The organism is Bryocella elongata, assembly GCF_900108185.1.
GTDB classification, from domain to species: Bacteria; Acidobacteriota; Terriglobia; order Terriglobales; family Acidobacteriaceae; genus Granulicella; species Granulicella elongata.
In genome coordinates this window covers 360,711-376,740 of sequence record NZ_FNVA01000007.1, presented here as the reverse complement: position 1 = coordinate 376,740, position 16,030 = coordinate 360,711, and the positions used below count along the sequence as shown (strand labels likewise).

Genomic DNA, 16,030 nt, shown 5'->3' with positions numbered 1-16,030 from the left:
CGCTAAACCGACTCTTCTTCATCCTCCGTCCTCCCGTTCCCATTACGAGAGAACTCCAGATCCAACTGGCAGAGTTTGCTGGGGGCAGGTCACAGGACCTTGGCCAAATGCAGATGTACGTCAATTACTTCGACAGCTTCGTCAAGACGGAAGCAGAGAATCACACCATCGGCATCGTCCTGTGCACGAAGAAGAACGCGGCCCTGGTCGAGATCACGCTACCGAAAGACGCCAACATTCATGCACGTGAATACCAGCTCTACCTGCCAAGCAAAGAAGAGTTGAAGCGAAAGCTAGAGGAGTGGATCGATGGGCAGGCCGACTGATCGCTCAGACCTCGATGCCATTGCCCGCGACTTCTGAGCAACTCCCTACACGCACGATGGCACTCGCTCCTGTAAAAGCAAATCCCAAAAAGCACAATGACTTGGCTACTTCCGGGATTTCCTGGGCTTCCGTTTAATTACAGACTCTTGGGGCGGGCGACCGGTCTTGGGTAATGCTTCGAACAACTCTACTTCTGAGCGATGGAGCAAAATGCGACGGGCAACAGTGGTCGTTCTCAGGCGACCGCGCTTGATCAAATTCGCGATGGCCTGCTTTGAGACTCCGCGAATGCGAGCAGCTTCAGCTTGGGAAACGAGTTCATCGAGTTTAATGGTATTTGTGATTGTCGTAGTCAACTACTTATGGTATCGTTCCGCTCAAACGATGTTTGAGCTCCGTCGCCTCGATGGAGCCGTCCAATTTAACGGGACACGCCGATGTTACGAGCACCGGCGCATCCCTGACCACACCTCACCTTCCAAGAAAGGCGATGACATGGCTGTCTCCAAAAGTACCCGCAGGACGCCCTCCGATACAAGGCAACGTATCCAAGCTATGTTCCTCAAAAAGCCATGTCTCCGAAGAGCGGCGGCGTGCGTGGGAACTTGCTACAGCTACTGCTCGTAACGGGCCGGCGAGCCTCCGCTTCCCAGTCTACGAGCGTCTATACAACCTCAACGTCTGCGCCCAACAGATGGTCGACCTTGTGGGAGAGATCAGTTCAAGATTGAGCCCGCCTCCCGACGATATCCTCTACCACCAGCACCTCATCCAGCAGATCCGATCCTCCGTCACCAGCGATGTCCTGGACCGCATGGGCGACGTCGAGCACATCGAGAGTTGGCTGTTCGAGAACCTTCGCAGAACAGAAGAAATGAACCTCCGCGATCCTGAGGATGCCTACCTGATGGTCGGGGAGCAGGAGCAAGATCGCATACGGGCTGGCAAGCCACCGAGGGTGCAGTTCCTTGATGGCAATGGAGGATCTCGAGAGGCCGAAGGTACAGCTGCGAAAGTGGTGGCAAAGAAGCCTCGCGCATCACGGAACGAAAAGGCAAAACGACCGCGGTCGAATTAGCGCCCTCTGCTGGACCGGCGCCGAGGATCGGCAACCGCTCCTTCGCCAGCTTGAATGTCAGCGTTCGACTAGAGCCGGGAGCGTGACATCGAGCGCGAGTGCTATGCGCTCGAGCGCCCGAAGACCTGGCTCGACCTGTCCCGTCTCCAGCTTGTTGACATGCTCCCGCGATAGCTCAGAGTGGTCGGCCAACAACTGCTGCGACCAGCCCTTTTCCGTGCGCAACTCCCGTATCCTCTGCCCGACGATCACGCAAATATCCGGAGTTGCCATACCCAAAGAATGGCGGTAAAGTCGAGCTCAAGAGTGAAGCCTACTTCACACTACTTCGGCCGATCCTTCCCTCCACTTATGCACCTGAGGCGGCGGACTCTATGAGCACCTGGCCGATCGATCTCTCGCAAACGCAGCTCGCTGATATCCAAGAAGGTCGGTCCGCCAGTTGCTCTGGCCAGCAGTCGAGCTTCGCCTGCGCGGAGGCCACGGACGAGGCGCTCCTCGCCCTCGCTGCCGCGAACGATCGCTCTGCGCTGTCGGTACTATTCCGCCGCCATGCAACTGCCGTGCGGGCAGTCGGCTTCAGAATCCTGCGCGACGAAGGAGAAGCCGAGGATCTCCGGCAGGAGGTGTTCCTATACGTCCTTCACCATGCCGGTGTCTTCGCCCCATCGAAGAGCACAGCCATGTCCTGGATCATCCAGATGGCCTACCACCGGGCCTTTGATCGTCGACGATATCTGATGGCGAGACGCTTCTATGCGTCGGAAGAACTCGAGGACCGCCATCCCCCTGGTACGGGAGGCAGAGATCATGAACAGCAGATCGTTCAGAAGATCGATGGGCAAGAGATGCTCAAGCGCTTCCGTGAGGATCTCACTCCCGAGCAGTGCTGCGTCCTGGAGCTCTTCTACTTCAAGGGAAACTCGCTGCGCGAGATCATCGAAGAGACGGGCATGTCCTATGCGAGCGTGAGAGGCCACTTCTACCGGGGCCTGTCCCGCCTTCGTTCTCTACTGTTGCCGCAAAGTAAGCTCAATCATCAGCAGTGACTGCTGATTCTGCCCGGATTTCTCGCGCAGCGGATTCTTTGAGTACACCCGATCGTTACTTCCCGTCAGCAGCCTTCTTCGCTTCAGCCCAGCGGCGTTTCTGAGCCTCCGCAATCCGCTTGCGCCCCTCCGCCGACATCTTCCGCGGCTTGCGCTCTCCAACCACGCTCGAAACCACGTTCTTGCTGCCCTTCGGACGACCCCGCTTCGGGGCAGTAGCACTACCCGATAGAACGGCCAATGCCGCGCGTGCCGACTGTAACCTCGCGATCTCAGCATCGATCTCGGCGAGCAAATTCTTTACGTTCATCAAACCTCCATAGCCGCGCTTGAAATACCGCCGACTTCTTCCGATGCTATGACGAATTCCCTTCCCGCGGCCAGCCGCTTACCTCTCTTCGAAGATTCTCGGGAGGTGGGACGCGCGCCCCGTCCAGTCCCGCCTCTCCATCGCTCGCTCCTGATCTACCTACGAGTCTTCTCGACACCGCCTGCCAACCTTTCGGCGCACGACATCCCGGCGGGCGCTGTCCTCGTCGCATCTGCTGCTGCGCGCTCACTGCCCAAGCTCAGGTCCGTGCAACGATGAGCGAGGGTGAGGTAGAGAGACACCATCCCTAAGCCTGTCGGCTTAGGTGATGGCCGTCTTCGACAGCTTTCGAACAGGTCTCGTACGGAGCAAGACAGTGTTTGATCGCGTTCGGAACCTGTTCGGCCTCTCACGCTACCCGCTAGCTCTCGTCGCACCGGCAATCGCAGCACCGGGATCATGTAGTAGTCCACGTTGCGCGGAACAACGCCATGAACAACGCGGCATCCGCCCGTGTCCTTGTTGCAATGCTCCACGGCCCAATCTCCTTGTTTAGTAGTCGGAGCCTCATCCGCGGTGCGGCCCTGGAATCAAGATTAGAAGTGTCCCGCCGGTGATCCCGCTCCGACAATCACGCGTACCGAAAGCTCGCTCCCGTGTGCGTATGCCAGCGCATCGTCAATGCTTCTGTCAATCCTGGCTAGAAAGACTCGTCGCTATCGATTGGCGGATCGGAACGGCGCGATGATCGAAGGCAGTCACACCCAACCTATCGGAGCCCTATCTACTTCTCCGCCTCACGCTACCCCGCGACATGCAGTATCGACATAACTATTGCGGATATTCAGGCGGTCTTGCACGCAGCAGCCATCGGGCACCCTGCATTGGATCCATTTGGGTCAACTGAACCGCCTGTAGCAGTCGGGTCTCAACACGGGCTGGTGCTGCGGTGCAAAGCAAGCGCGTAAGAGTGGCCAACGGGATACAAACGAGCGGATATGGACTCTCTAGGCGTTGGTACCACCGTCCACCGTAAGGTTTGCGCCTGTAACGTAAGAAGATTCCGGGCCTGCGACAAACGCGACCAAGGCTGCGACCTCCTCAACGCGACCGTATCGGCCAAGCGCGATCGCCGCCTTCCATGCAGTCGACCGATGGCCATCGGAAGGGTTGAGATCTGTATCAATTGGGCCGGGTTGAACATTATTCACGGTGATGCCACGGTGGCCTACTTCTCGCGACAGGGCCTGCGTGAACATCCTGACTGCCCCTTTAGTGGACGCATACGCGACCAGACCCAGCAACATTGCGCGCTCACCCACGCAGGAGCCAATGTTGATGATGCGCCCATTGTCATTCATATGTTCCAACGCTGCCTGCGTGGTGACGAAGACTCCCCGCAGATTCGTGTCGATGATCCGGTCGAAGTCTTCGACGGTCGTCTCCTGGAATTTCTTCGGGATGGCCATACCGGCATTGTTCACGAGAATGTCCAAGCGACCGAGACTTGCGACGGCGTCTTCAATTGCGTGCCGCACGGCTGCGGCGTCTGTCACATCAGCTTGGATGGCCATTGCTCTGCCACCGGCGCTTTCGATTTCGCTGACCACCGCGGCCGCTCCGTCGGTGTCCTTCGCATAGGTAATTGCAACACTCGCGCCGTTTGCTGCGAGACGTTGCGCGATCGCTGCTCCGATACCACGCGATGCACCGGTCACGATTGCCACTTTCCCGATCAGTTGCGACATAGGAGCCCCTCATTCCGAGACTGTGGAATACGAACGATACAGCGCCGAGTTGCTAATACCAGTCGTTCTAGATTCATCATTGTGATTCTTTGCGTTAAGAATCTGATGTGGGCAAACGGGCACCCCGGGTGGCGGAAATAATGAATGCCCGGCTTCGTTTCCGAGGACAAGACCTGCCGATCAGATCCGCCGCGACGGGAGAGTTTACTCGCACCCCTGAGGCGATTGCCGCTCCCGACGGCATTCTGATGGTAGGGAAGCTCGTGAGTAACCCCCTGCACGGCGAGTGAACAAGTCTGTCATTTCGTCGCCATCTCGTCCTTCACGCGGAAAGGGTGAAGCTGGGGAGGTGGAGGCTGAAGAGCACCTATCAAGAGCCTGCGTGCACGATGGGCGCGTGACTTCGCAGCGGCCACGGTGATGCCCCTTCTGTCTGCGGAGTCCTTGATAGGCAGCTCCGCGTAGATCTGGTCCTCAGCAACCTCCCGGAGATGCGAGGGAAGATTGCGCACAGCCTCATTCAAACGCGCCCTCATGTTCGCGCTGCAAAATTGCTCTTCCGGATCGAGGCGCGGATCCGCGAGCGGAGGGAAAGAAGAAGCATCGCCGTCCGTTAGCTCCTCAAGCGAGAAGGCTGGCCGTGAACGTTGCCTCCGCAGACGCATCAGACTTGTGTTGATCGCTATACGGGTCAACCACGTTGAAAACTTTGAAGCACCCTCGAAAGTATTGAGCTTCTCCACCACCCGGAGGTAAGTCTCCTGGGCTGCATCTTCGGCGTCCTGGAGATTTTTCAGAATGGAGTATGCGGTGCGGCGTACAGCGCCATCGTGCCTGCGCATGAGCTCATTGAAGGCATCAGGATCATTGCGGCGAGCAAGTTGGACCAACGAATCAATATCGAGTTGTTGGGGACAGGACGCTGGATTGGGATCATTCATAGAGTTATCCGCTTCGAGACGCCGAACCGCATAGACCACCGGTACCAGACCGGAGACGAATGTGCCAGTGCTTCGCTATGGGGAAAAGCTGCTAGCAACGAATCTGGCTGACCGGACGAAAACAACTGGCAACATTTGCAAAAGCCTCGCCGGCCACCTTCATACGACGACTTCAGCTACTTGCTGATCTGCTGAATGAGCTCGAAGAGATTACCCCAGGGGTCCGCAAAGAATGCGACACGCAGGCCCATCGCAGGTACATCATGGGGTTCGCTGGCAATAGTCGTTCCACGGCGTTTGAGTTCCGCAATCGTGTCGTCGACACTGTCCACGCTAAAGCCCGGGTGGTGCCACCCGGACATTTTATAGCTTTCGTGCAAGTCCTTGTATAACGGACGATCTTCTGCGCCGGGGCCGGCAAGAAGCTCGAAGTGAAAACTGTCATCGCCCGCCGGATAGACGAAGGCGAATGTGACCCCAGCGAAGTTGAGGGATTGCTTTACACGGAAATCAAGCGTGTCCTGATACCAAGCAGCCGCGGTATCGAAGTCGGGCACTCGAATAGCTGTGTGGTTGATCTTCATCGAGGCAAACGGACTGGCTGTATGAGGGGCGGGCACCGGGGTCTCCTTGTCGACTTCATGGAAATGCAATCAGTGCCTGGTTGACCTGCCCAGACGTTTCCAACTGCTGCCAGTGTTCATCATCGCTGCACCACGCCATCCGTTCTTTGCCGCCTCGCTCATTTTTCGTGTGAGTCGGCACGACCGTGGATCTTGATACAACGGAGCCGCCCGCGAACCTGCCGCCTCACGATTGATTGCCCTGATGGTAGCGACGGTGCGAAGATGAGCCATCTGCGCCTCTCAGGGCGCGTCGCTGCTCGCGTAACCGGGAATGAAAATATGCCGAACCACCATCGCATCCGAGTGCTCTGTGCCGACGATCATCCGCTCGTCCGGGACGGGATTGCGTTTGCCCTGCAGCAAGAAGACGATATGGAACTCGTGGGAGAGGCCAAGGACGGCCAGGAAGCGGTGGAGTCATACCGAAAGTTGCTTCCAGACGTCACATTGATGGACCTTCAAATGCCTCGGATGAATGGAATGGAGGCTCTCGTCTCCATCCGCAACGAGTTTCCACTGGCAAAGATCGTTGTCCTGACGACGTACTCAGGCGATATCCAAGCCGCCAGAGCCTTCAAATCGGGTGCTTCCAGCTATCTGCTAAAGGACATGCTCCGCGATAATTTGATCGATACCATACGGTGTGTGCACGCCGGCCAAACGAAGATTCCTGCAGAGGTAGCGACGGGGCTGATGGAGCATCTGAACTCTGACGCCCTATCTCCCCGAGAGATCGAAGTCCTACAGAACGCTGCGGCCGGCTGCTCCAATAAGATCATCGCGGAACGTCTTGGACTGACCGAGCATACAGTCAAGGGCTATATGAAGAGCGTGTTTTCGAAACTGGGTGCGAACGACCGCACCCATGCGGTGATGATTGCGCTGAAGCGAGGCTTTCTCAACACATAATTTCGGCGCGAAGCCGGGGTCGACGACCAGACAAAGCCACTGGTTTTTCCAAATTCCAAACGAATCAGACAAGTTCTTGGACAGAGCCCCTCCTACTCTTGAATTGAGAAGCCGCGCCTAGCGCACACCGGCTTCTTGCCCGCAAGCGGAGGGATCATGGAATACCAGGAACATCGCATCAACCAGGGACAAGGTAATCTGCTTGTTCGCGACTACCCCGGAGCGGGACCTGCGTACGTAGCGTTGCATGGGTTTCCGGACAATCTTCACATCTTTGACGAATGGGCACCTCTCGTTGCTAAGGAAGGCCGCCGCGTCGTGACGTTCGACTTTCTCGGATTCGGCGGATCTGATAAATCTCCGCAATACACCTATAGCTTTGAGCAGCAGCTGAGAGACCTCGAAGCCGTAGTCGAGGACCTGAATCTCGACCAGGCGATTCCCGTTGCACACGACGCGGGTGGCCCGACGGCAATCAACTTTGCGTTGAAGCACCCGGACAGAACGGCCAGCGTCTGCCTCTTCAATTGCTTCTACGGTTCAGCGCCATCTCTTAAGCTTCCGGAGTTCATTGAACTGTTCGCGACCACGAGCCTGGCAGCCATGACGAGAGCTATGGTGTCGGACCCAAAGGAGTTCGCGTGGATCCTGAACTTCCAGCGCGGACAGTTCAAGACGGATCTTTCCGAACTCCAAGCGAAACACTACGAGGAGTTTCTGGCTCCCATCATCGATCAGAACTTCCGACAGACGCCTAGCGCTGGATTCGCCTTCGCGAAGTTGACCGGCGAACTCTTTGATGAAGTCGACCGAAACGACGCACACCTCCCGGCCCTGAAGCACCTCGACATACCTTTCCAATTGGTCTGGGGTGAAAAGGACCCATACCTGAATGTTGGCGTGGCTCAAGACTTGGTAGCCAAGCTTGCGAATGCGACCCTAGTCACGTTGCCCGCCGGTCATTGGCCTCAGGTCGATGCGCCCGAGGACGTGGTCCGAGCCATGCTGGCGGCTGACTAGTGATCGGCGCCGGCGCCAACCTGCGACAGGCTCGAAGAGATAGACGGCGCAGCAGTTCCGAGGATGAGATCTGTGAACCCCCGACGCAGAAACCGCCAGAAGAGCCTCAAACGCGACAGGTCTGCGTGGACGGCTGTCCAAGGGACGGAACCGGTTACCGAATCGCTTATTTCTCCCCGCGCTTTCCTAGGAGCTTGGCTGCCATCGGAGCTAGCCTCTTACCCGGCGGAGCGTCGCAAGAAGCCGCAGGAGAAGCTTCCCTCAAGGAGAATCCAGCTTGACCTCTCATACGTTCAGTACGCTCCGTCACACAACACGTTACTGGGAGGCAGGCCCAGCGGACGGCCCGCTCATGGTCTTCCTGCATGGTTGGCCCGGGATCGGTCTCGTGTGGCGTGCACAGGTCGAAACATTCGCGTCTGATGGTTGGCGTTGTGTCGCACCCGACATGCGAGGATATGGCGCATCGTCAGCCCCCTCGGGCCCTGAAGCGTATGCTCTCCGCGAAGTCGTTCAGGATATGGTTGAACTTCATGACCATCTCGGTGCGCATCCTGCTGTCTGGGTTGGCCATGATCTGGGAAGCCCAGTGGTTGGCGCGCTGGCAGCGCATCATCCCCACCGTATCCGTGGTGTCGTCTTTGTCTCCGTCCCGTATTTCCCAGCTGCCTTTGCTTTGCCGACTCTTGTCCCGCTCGTTGATAGGCAGCTGTATCCAGCGGATCTGTACCCGGATGGCCAATGGGACTATTACCGCTTCTATTTGACCCATTTCGATCAAACGGTCGCGGACTTCGATGCGGATATCCCCGCGACATTGGCGGCAATTTATCGCAGCGGGACCCCGGCCTCCGCGGGGAAGCTTTACCGGTCCGCGCTGGTCACTCGCAATGGAGGCTGGTTCGGGGAGGACCACCATGCTCCCGCTGTCGCGCCCGACCCCGCGCTTTGGCCAACTCAGGACTTCGATGCATTAGTCGCAGCTTTCCGACTCACAGGGTTTCGTCCGGGGAACTCGTGGTATCTGAATGACACCGCCAACCTGGCGTATGCTGACGCCGCTCCCGAGCAGGGGCGGCTCCACCAGCCTGTGCTGTTCCTCAATGGTGACTTCGATGGGCTCTGCGACATCAACCACAATCGGGTTGGAGATCCGATGCGCGATACCTGCAGGGACCTGTCAGTCACGAGCTTGCCTTCAGGCCATTGGCTACCGCTCGAATGCAAGGCCGAAAGCGTCCACGCCATCCGAACCTGGCTTGACGCCAAAAGGCTGTGACCCGGAGTTTCGTAGAACTGGTCGAGATGAGAGCCCGTGTCCTGAGAATCCCCTCCGCTGGTTCAACCCGCGGAAGCCGTGAGGTGAATGCATGAATGGCGACAAGATGAATCTATCGATGCGCTCTGGAGAGAGCCGCCTAACACCTAGGTGCACAGAGGAATGCCAATCCGCTCGAGTCTCGTCAATCTCACGGCGCTCCTTTCTCGCGAATAGCGCAGTGGTGGGCCGTGGCCGTCTGTTCGGCCGCGCAGCAACAGCCAGTACTCTTGCAAGGATGGACACTACTCCAGTGAAAGCGTTTGACGTTGCTACGAATGGTATCTCCCTGCATGTGACTGAACAGGGCGAAGGGCCAGCGGTGCTCTTTTGTCATGGTTTTCCGGACACGTCTTACACCTGGCGGCGACAGATGAAGGCTGTCGCATCCGCTGGATACCGAGCCATCGCTCCTGATATGCGCGGATATGGAAGAAGTTCAGCGCCGGCAGACCCAAACCTCTATACCCCGCTGCATACTGCGGGCGATTCTGTCGGCTTACTCGACGCTCTGAACATCGAGAGCGCTGTGATTGTGGGGCATGACTGGGGAGCTACTCACGCCTGGAACGCGGCGCTTATGCGTCCTGACCGTTTCAAGGCGGTGTTCTGTATGAGTGTTCCCTACGTTCCGCGTGGCGATGTGAGCGTCTTCGAACGGATGCGGCAGGCAGGCCACCAGAATGATTTCTACATGTTCGAACAGATAAAGCCGGAGGCAGATCAGATCTGGGCTGATGCCTCCGTTACAATCCCCGGGATGCTGTACTGGGCGTCAGGTTCTGCACCGTTCGAAACACGGTGGAATCCGATGGATCCTGCACGGAGTCTCCATCGGCCAGCCCCAGGGCCGTTACCATCCTGGGCCGACCCCGACTACGTCGGCCACAACATTACTGAATTCCAACGCACGGGCTTTCACGGTGCGCTGAACTACTATCGCGCGGCTGAGCCCTATTTCTATTTGTCCGCTGCATGGAAAGGAGCGAGGGTGAGCCAGCCGTCGCTTTACATATCTGGAAAGGCAGACGGTCTGGCCGCTTTGTATCCACCGTTCGACAAACTCCGGCCTGCTCTCCCCGGCCTCGTTGGCAATCTCGAGATCGACAACGTGGGCCATTGGGTACAACATGAAGCCTCGGCTGAAGTGAACGAACAACTTGTGACGTTCCTCCGCACCGTCAATCCAGTTTGAGAGTGATCTGAATACTTCCAACGCACCCCCCGGGCGCAACATGTGTCGGGCGGTTTCTCTTGTAACAGGTTTCGAGGCGCCCCCTGTGGCGTGCCGATGAAATCACTCCAACTCAATCTCCCATCAGTCGCAGCTCATAGCTGTCAGTCTACTGCTGGAACGCCCCTGGGTTCGGTCAAACGATCATGACGCTGCATTACGCTCAAGAAGCTCCGAAACCAACATCCTGATGTTTCTATAGCGAGCAAGCAGGGTCCGTTCGTATTCATTTGACGCGGCTTCCGGCATCGGCCACTCAATATTCGGAAGGACATTCTGTGCACCCGAACTGACCGCCGAAGCCATAGCAACAAGCCCGTTGCCGACCGCAGTCCATAACCCCGGATCCACTTGGTCTTTCAGTCGCAAATCTTCTGCGAGGTCATTCAAGAAAAGTACCTGGCCCCAAGCCAAGGCCGCGGTGGAAAGCGAGGCCTCAACGATCAGATCGCTCGTCACAGTTTGATCGTCAGGACCGGCTCCAAGGTCGTACTCCACTGTCTCATCTAAGACCCGTAGGGCTGCCAGATCTGACCCTATCCTCCGACGCAGAGTCTCTTCTTGATTCTTCCCCCCGTTCGGAGTTCCTGCGAGCCACAGGCTGACAAGATCGGAGGCATTCTTGAGCGTTGAAGCAAGGATCCCTCTCATTGTTGTCACCGTGCGAACCGGCCAGATCCAATCGAACACAACCCACATCACCAGGATCGCCAGCAGAATGCCGAACAGGCGATCCCGGGCAGGCGCGAGTTCTGTTGCAGCTCGAGGACCTGCCAAGGCCACAAAATAGAAGGCAAACGCAATGTTCGCACCGACCAGAGCGAAGCGCGTACCACCGGAGATCCACGCTATACCGAATGCCACGATGCCGACCAGTACGACCAGCGCTGTAATGGAGTCCATGAACGGGAATAGGAAAACGATCACACCCAGCCCGAGGAGCAAACCTCCCGTGATCGATCCCATCAGGCGAAAGCTAAGGCGCTGCTTCATAGCTGCGGTCGTACTGAGTCCGGTGACCATGACTGTCGTAACCGAAGTTGAAATTCCAGGCCAATCGACTGCGTGATAGACGATGTAGCAGATCGTCGCACAAAGGCTGATCTTCAGAGCAAACGCGACATTCTCAGGCTTTCTCATCGCACCTGGAATGATCAATGGAATCTTCCTGGTCGGAACCAACCTGAGGCGTTGATGGGGCAGCCGCTCCTTCGCGTCCGGAGGGAGACAGAGGAAATCCACCAATTCTTCGATCCTGGACAGTAGACGGTCTCCGGCCTCGCGATTCTCATAAGCCGGCTGCGATGGGTTCCCAGCTTCGGCCGCCAGTTCCGTGCATGTTGCTGCCAGACGTTTGCAGCGTCGCTGAAAAAGTGAATCTGAGACCGCCTCGTCCTTGAACCCAAAGGCGGCAGCTTCATCCATGAGACGTGCTAACACCATGATGCGGAGCTGCACGTTTGCGGGCAGCGATTTGGCCGGAAAATTCCGATCCACGATCGCGTGATAGAGATCAAGCATCCCATTGGCGCCGGCAACAGCCAAGCGCGACACCGCGCTCGCTGCTTCATGCCGCGTCGCAACTGGCACCTGTTCGCTGCAAGCGGCAAATAACGAAGCCAGCGAGCGGTACCGTAGGGCGAATTGCCTCCGGAGATCATCCACGGGAGTCCGGCTCCCGAAGATGTATTCGACGGAGACAGTGCAAAGCACTGAGAGTGACAACGCGGCCAGGAGCCATAGCGAGTTGCTCACGAGAACTGTCTCGGATACATGGCGATCCCACGTAGCGATAAGGAGACAGAATAGAAGGCCCCAGCTTGCCCCCAGGTTGGGCTTGGTCGTACACCCAACAATCATTCCCCCAAGGAAGGTCACGATCGTCACACTGAGGACCCGTGCGATTGGATCGTTATCGGTCAGAGAGACTAGCAACAGTTCAATACCGACGGCGATCGTGCCAGTGCCGACCAGCGCGATGCCGGTCTGAAGCGAGGCCGATGGACTCTCGACGGCTGCGACAAAGATGGCGTAGAGCCCGTATGCCATGAAAGGCATCTGGAGTACCAGCATGATCGTCAGGAGGAGAACCGTTGCAAGCGTGATTCGCAATGCTCTGGCAAGACGGCCTGGCGTCGGCTGCAGATCCCTCCAGAGGCGTTCGATGAAAGGCCTATCTCTGAGCGATGGCAGATACCGGGTGCGGTTATTCATCGCACAACCGTTACCGCAGTCGCACCGATGCGAAACAACTCAGGATCCGGGTCTTCGACGCGAATACGGACGGGAAATCGGGTCGACAGATGTACCCAGTTCAAGGTGCGATCAACATCCGGTAGGCCCCCAACAACCTTTCCGTCCTCCGGCAACACACCAAAGCCGACGCTTTCGACTTTTCCACGAAACTTGCGATCGGGATGTCCCATCAAGTAAAGATCGACAGGGTCTCCTATACGGATGTTCTTGATCTTGCCTTCCCGGTAATTGGCGATGACATACCAATTCCGTGAGTCGATCAGGGTGAACATCGGAGAGCCGGGCTTCGCATACGCGCCCTCGGAGATGTTCATGTTGGTCACATACGCATCAAACGGAGCTACGACTCTGCATCGTTCCAGATCGAGGCGCGCACGGTCCACCTTCGCAGCAAGCGAAGGCCGCATCGACATCAGGATATCCAGCGTGTCGACGACGTGCAGAGCTTGCCCAAGGAGCGCTTCGGATTGCGTCGCTTGATCGCTCGCGGATTGTTGACGAAGTTTCGCCTGCGTCTCTTGCGCCTGGGCTTCGCTGAGGGCAGCAAGTGATTCATCGTATGCACTCCGAGCGGTGTCTACGGCCGTCCTCGCGAGATCAACTTGATCGATTGTGACGTACTGCTTCGTTAGCAATGGTTCCAGCCGATGTAAGTCATTCTGCGCGTAGCGCCAACGCGCCTCCGCAGCAATCGTGGCAGCTTTAGCCCTCGATACAGTCGCTTGAGCAACCGCAATTCCGCTGCCGGCTGTCTTGACGCCCGTCGTGGTGTTCAGGACTGCAGCACGAGCCGCACCCACAGCGCTGTTTTGGGCAGCGATCTTCCTCCGGGCGTCCGAGATACGTTGCTCAAGATTGTCCTGGTCTGACAGCGCTTGCCGCAAAGCGTATTCATAATCGCGTGGGTCAATCACAAAAAGCAGGCTGCCTTGCTTGACGAACGTGTTGTCCTTGACCGGAAGCTCCGCGAGGCGCCCGCTGACTTCCGGAGCGATCTCGATGAGGTTAGCTCGTACGCTTGCATCGTCAGTGCGTGGGTTGCGATCCGTTGCGAGCACGACGAGAACAAGCAAAACGACGGCGAGCGAAACGACCACGAGTTGGAGGATGCGACCCACTTGACGGCGCTTTGGTATCCCTGGATCGGTGGGCATTCGTGTACTCCTATCGGAAGAAGATCAGCCACAGCAGGCAGGCGCAGAGAGTGAGCAGAGAGGGGTAGAACAAAGCCAAAGGCCCCACTTCCGTCTCGAGCCTGGACCGCACAAGCAGGATTCGCGCCACAAACGTCAGAACCGTTCCAATCAAGAGGCACAACATCCATACCGGAAAGAATGATCCGACAACCGAAATCGAGGGCGCGCGGCTACAGCCGATACAGAGGGTGCACGGAGCCAAGATGATGACTTGCTTGCGACGAACCATCATTGTGATAGGCCATCCTGTTTCTGAGATCTAGTCGCGGGAGGAAGATTTCGCAGAAGGTTTCCCGTCGTGAATTCCAGCTGTACAGCTTGCAGCAGTAGCTGAGACCGTGCACTCACGGAGGAAAGGCGGGCCAGGGCTAACTGCTTCTCCGCCGTGACGACATCGACCAGGTTCTTCACCCCGCTTTGGTATGCGTCCAGCGAGGAGCTGTACGATTCATTGGCGGAATGCAACAGGGCCACTGCGGCTTGCTGTTGCCGCTCAGCCGTCTGAAACGCGATGTAACTCGTCCACACCTCGCGCTGCGCTCGGTCGCGCAGATCACGGAAGGTGTCACCTGCCTCGCGTCTCTTCGAATGAGCTATGGCGAGTTCATTCTTCCGTGCTCCCCCGTCAAAGATCCGCCACTGGATACCGAGCGATACTGTCCAGGTAGGTTCGTTTGCAGAACCGAGGCCCGAATTATCTGCGGTTGGCCAGATCGCGGTTTGCGCCACATCGCCGGAGAGAACAATACTGGGGCGGTAGGCGCCCTTGGCAACTCTAATCTCCTGATCGGCGGCTTGAACTTCAAGCATCTGCGCCTGTAAGTCGGGGCGATCCGCTATTGCACGGTCTACGAGTGCTTTGATTGGAAGGTCCAGCATGTCGGGAAGGGGCGCGTTTTTCGTCGCGTCGATGCGAATGTCTGGCGAGGGCTCCGCGCCCAGTTCCTCTGCTAAAGCGACTCGGGCAATCTGCTCCTGACCGTCCGCAGAAGCCAGATCAAAATTCGCTTGTGCCGTCTCCGCCCTAGCGTTGAGCACGTCAGGCAACGTGGCACGCCCATTCTGAAGTTTGGCCTCTGCAGCGTCTTGCGTGGTTTGAGCTGTTTTGAGAATTGCCCTGGCAGCTTCGCTCCGTTCCTCGGCGGTCAAGAGATCGTAGTAAGACTTCGATACCGCGAACGCGACCTCCTGATTGGCGTGTATGAATTGAGATCCGGCCGCCAGTGCCTCCGCTCTCGCCGTCGCGACTTCGCCGCCCCTTTTCCCGAAGTCAAATAAGAGGTATTGAAGCGCGATCTGAGGTTGGGCCACCGGAGTTTCCACCATGGAGTATCCCCGCGGCAAAAGTGCTTCAGGGAATGGACTGACGAACCGCTGATCGGCGAAAGTGGCGATGCCGACGAGGATGGGGTAGTACGAGCTTCGTGCGATCCCCAATGTCTCCGCGCGCTGCTTCGCGCGTTCCCATGCGGCACGCGTCTCTGGATTATTGTGTTCGGCAATGTCGATGAGTTCCGCCAGAGAATAGTCCTTCGAAGGATCTAACTTTGCCACGGAGTCGCTTGGGACATTTTGAGCGGCGCACTCGAGCGCAGCCTTCGCCGTGACAGCAGTGGAAGCGCATTGAGCGAAAACTGTCCCGGGTACTGCCGACATCAGATAGCACGCCAGGCATACTGCTTGCTTCACGGCTTTGCCCTGTGGCATGACTCACTCCGAGCTAACGACGACCACAGAACGAATGAGACGAGTTGGCATCCGGGGTCCCCTTGATTGTTCGAGTGTCTCCCATGAGTTCAAGAGCAGGACCGGCGAAGTCGCACAGCCGGGAGCCTCAACTAACCGTACGTTTCAGCGCCTCTTTGGTCTTGGCCGAAAGTCTCATCCTTCGCTAAAAGGCGCATGATTCCGGATACTGTCCGGGCCGCTTAGAGTGGAACGCAGTCTGCACAACGGAGGCAACTTTTCTCACCTGCGAGGGAGGCAACGCGAACAACTGAAGCTTTCTCCGAAGAACG

The 16,030-nt window shown here is 57.5% G+C and carries 17 protein-coding genes; 7 read left to right on the top strand and 10 right to left on the bottom strand.

The window, feature by feature from the left end; all coding sequences use genetic code 11:
• Positions 1-326 (top strand): PDDEXK nuclease domain-containing protein (locus tag C4S68_RS19745; RefSeq protein ID WP_146072239.1); only part of this gene is annotated, 326 nt, incomplete at its 5' end.
• A 105-nt stretch (positions 327-431) separates the two neighbouring features.
• Here C4S68_RS19745 and C4S68_RS24010 read toward each other — a convergent pair.
• Positions 432-683 (bottom strand): helix-turn-helix domain-containing protein, encoded by a 252-nt coding sequence (locus tag C4S68_RS24010; protein ID WP_407641114.1) that lies wholly within the window; start codon positions 681-683, stop codon positions 432-434.
• Positions 684-733: 50 nt separating this feature from the next.
• Between C4S68_RS24010 and C4S68_RS23010 the strand changes: the two genes are divergently transcribed.
• Positions 734-1,405, top strand: a complete 672-nt coding sequence (locus tag C4S68_RS23010) for a hypothetical protein (RefSeq protein ID WP_146072238.1) — start codon at positions 734-736, stop codon at positions 1,403-1,405.
• A 57-nt stretch (positions 1,406-1,462) separates the two neighbouring features.
• Here C4S68_RS23010 and C4S68_RS24005 read toward each other — a convergent pair whose 3' ends face one another.
• Positions 1,463-1,678 (bottom strand): helix-turn-helix domain-containing protein, encoded by a 216-nt coding sequence (locus tag C4S68_RS24005; protein WP_103934815.1) that lies wholly within the window; start codon positions 1,676-1,678, stop codon positions 1,463-1,465.
• Positions 1,679-1,779: 101 nt separating this feature from the next.
• Between C4S68_RS24005 and C4S68_RS19730 the strand changes: the two genes are divergently transcribed.
• Positions 1,780-2,454: an RNA polymerase sigma factor gene (locus C4S68_RS19730; RefSeq protein ID WP_103934814.1), complete on the top strand. Its 675-nt coding sequence runs from the start codon at positions 1,780-1,782 to the stop codon at positions 2,452-2,454.
• Positions 2,455-2,509: 55 nt separating this feature from the next.
• Here C4S68_RS19730 and C4S68_RS19725 read toward each other — a convergent pair whose 3' ends face one another.
• The 4 genes from C4S68_RS19725 to C4S68_RS19710 form a co-directional block, all read right to left on the bottom strand.
• A complete protein-coding gene (locus C4S68_RS19725; RefSeq protein WP_103934813.1) occupies positions 2,510-2,764 on the bottom strand; it encodes a hypothetical protein in 255 nt (84 codons plus the stop codon).
• A gap of 1,007 nt (positions 2,765-3,771) precedes the next feature.
• A complete protein-coding gene (locus tag C4S68_RS19720) occupies positions 3,772-4,512 on the bottom strand; it encodes an SDR family NAD(P)-dependent oxidoreductase (protein ID WP_103934812.1) in 741 nt (246 codons plus the stop codon).
• 299 nt (positions 4,513-4,811) lie between these two features.
• Positions 4,812-5,453, bottom strand: coding sequence for an RNA polymerase sigma factor (locus C4S68_RS19715; RefSeq protein WP_103934811.1), 642 nt, complete (start codon positions 5,451-5,453; stop codon positions 4,812-4,814).
• A 176-nt stretch (positions 5,454-5,629) separates the two neighbouring features.
• Positions 5,630-6,073, bottom strand: a complete 444-nt coding sequence (locus tag C4S68_RS19710; protein ID WP_235011728.1) for a VOC family protein — start codon at positions 6,071-6,073, stop codon at positions 5,630-5,632.
• A 228-nt stretch (positions 6,074-6,301) separates the two neighbouring features.
• Between C4S68_RS19710 and C4S68_RS19705 the strand changes: the two genes are divergently transcribed.
• From C4S68_RS19705 to C4S68_RS19690, 4 genes are all read left to right on the top strand, one after another.
• Positions 6,302-6,988 carry a response regulator transcription factor gene (locus C4S68_RS19705; protein WP_327333883.1) on the top strand — a complete coding sequence of 229 codons (687 nt, stop codon included), beginning with the start codon at positions 6,302-6,304 and terminating at the stop codon, positions 6,986-6,988.
• A gap of 156 nt (positions 6,989-7,144) precedes the next feature.
• Entirely contained in the window at positions 7,145-8,008 is an 864-nt protein-coding gene (locus tag C4S68_RS19700; protein WP_103934809.1) for an alpha/beta fold hydrolase, read from the top strand.
• A 352-nt stretch (positions 8,009-8,360) separates the two neighbouring features.
• Complete coding sequence (locus C4S68_RS19695) at positions 8,361-9,287, top strand: alpha/beta hydrolase (RefSeq protein ID WP_103934852.1); 927 nt, start codon at positions 8,361-8,363, stop codon at positions 9,285-9,287.
• Positions 9,288-9,579: 292 nt separating this feature from the next.
• Positions 9,580-10,521: an alpha/beta fold hydrolase gene (locus tag C4S68_RS19690; RefSeq protein WP_235011727.1), complete on the top strand. Its 942-nt coding sequence runs from the start codon at positions 9,580-9,582 to the stop codon at positions 10,519-10,521.
• A 183-nt stretch (positions 10,522-10,704) separates the two neighbouring features.
• On the opposite strand, the gene C4S68_RS19685 is transcribed toward C4S68_RS19690, so the two are convergent.
• The 4 genes from C4S68_RS19685 to C4S68_RS19670 are packed head-to-tail and all read right to left on the bottom strand — an operon-like array spanning position 10,705 to position 15,719.
• Positions 10,705-12,774, bottom strand: a complete 2,070-nt coding sequence (locus tag C4S68_RS19685; protein WP_103934807.1) for an FUSC family protein — start codon at positions 12,772-12,774, stop codon at positions 10,705-10,707.
• Positions 12,771-13,970, bottom strand: coding sequence for an efflux RND transporter periplasmic adaptor subunit (locus C4S68_RS19680; protein ID WP_103934806.1), 1,200 nt, complete (start codon positions 13,968-13,970; stop codon positions 12,771-12,773). Before C4S68_RS19680 ends, C4S68_RS19685 begins: the two co-directional genes overlap by 4 nt.
• A 10-nt stretch (positions 13,971-13,980) precedes the next feature.
• Positions 13,981-14,241: a YtcA family lipoprotein gene (locus C4S68_RS23820; RefSeq protein ID WP_103934851.1), complete on the bottom strand. Its 261-nt coding sequence runs from the start codon at positions 14,239-14,241 to the stop codon at positions 13,981-13,983.
• Positions 14,241-15,719 carry a TolC family protein gene (locus C4S68_RS19670; RefSeq protein ID WP_103934805.1) on the bottom strand — a complete coding sequence of 493 codons (1,479 nt, stop codon included), beginning with the start codon at positions 15,717-15,719 and terminating at the stop codon, positions 14,241-14,243. Before C4S68_RS19670 ends, C4S68_RS23820 begins: the two co-directional genes overlap by 1 nt.
• Between the last annotated feature and the right edge of the window lie 311 nt (positions 15,720-16,030).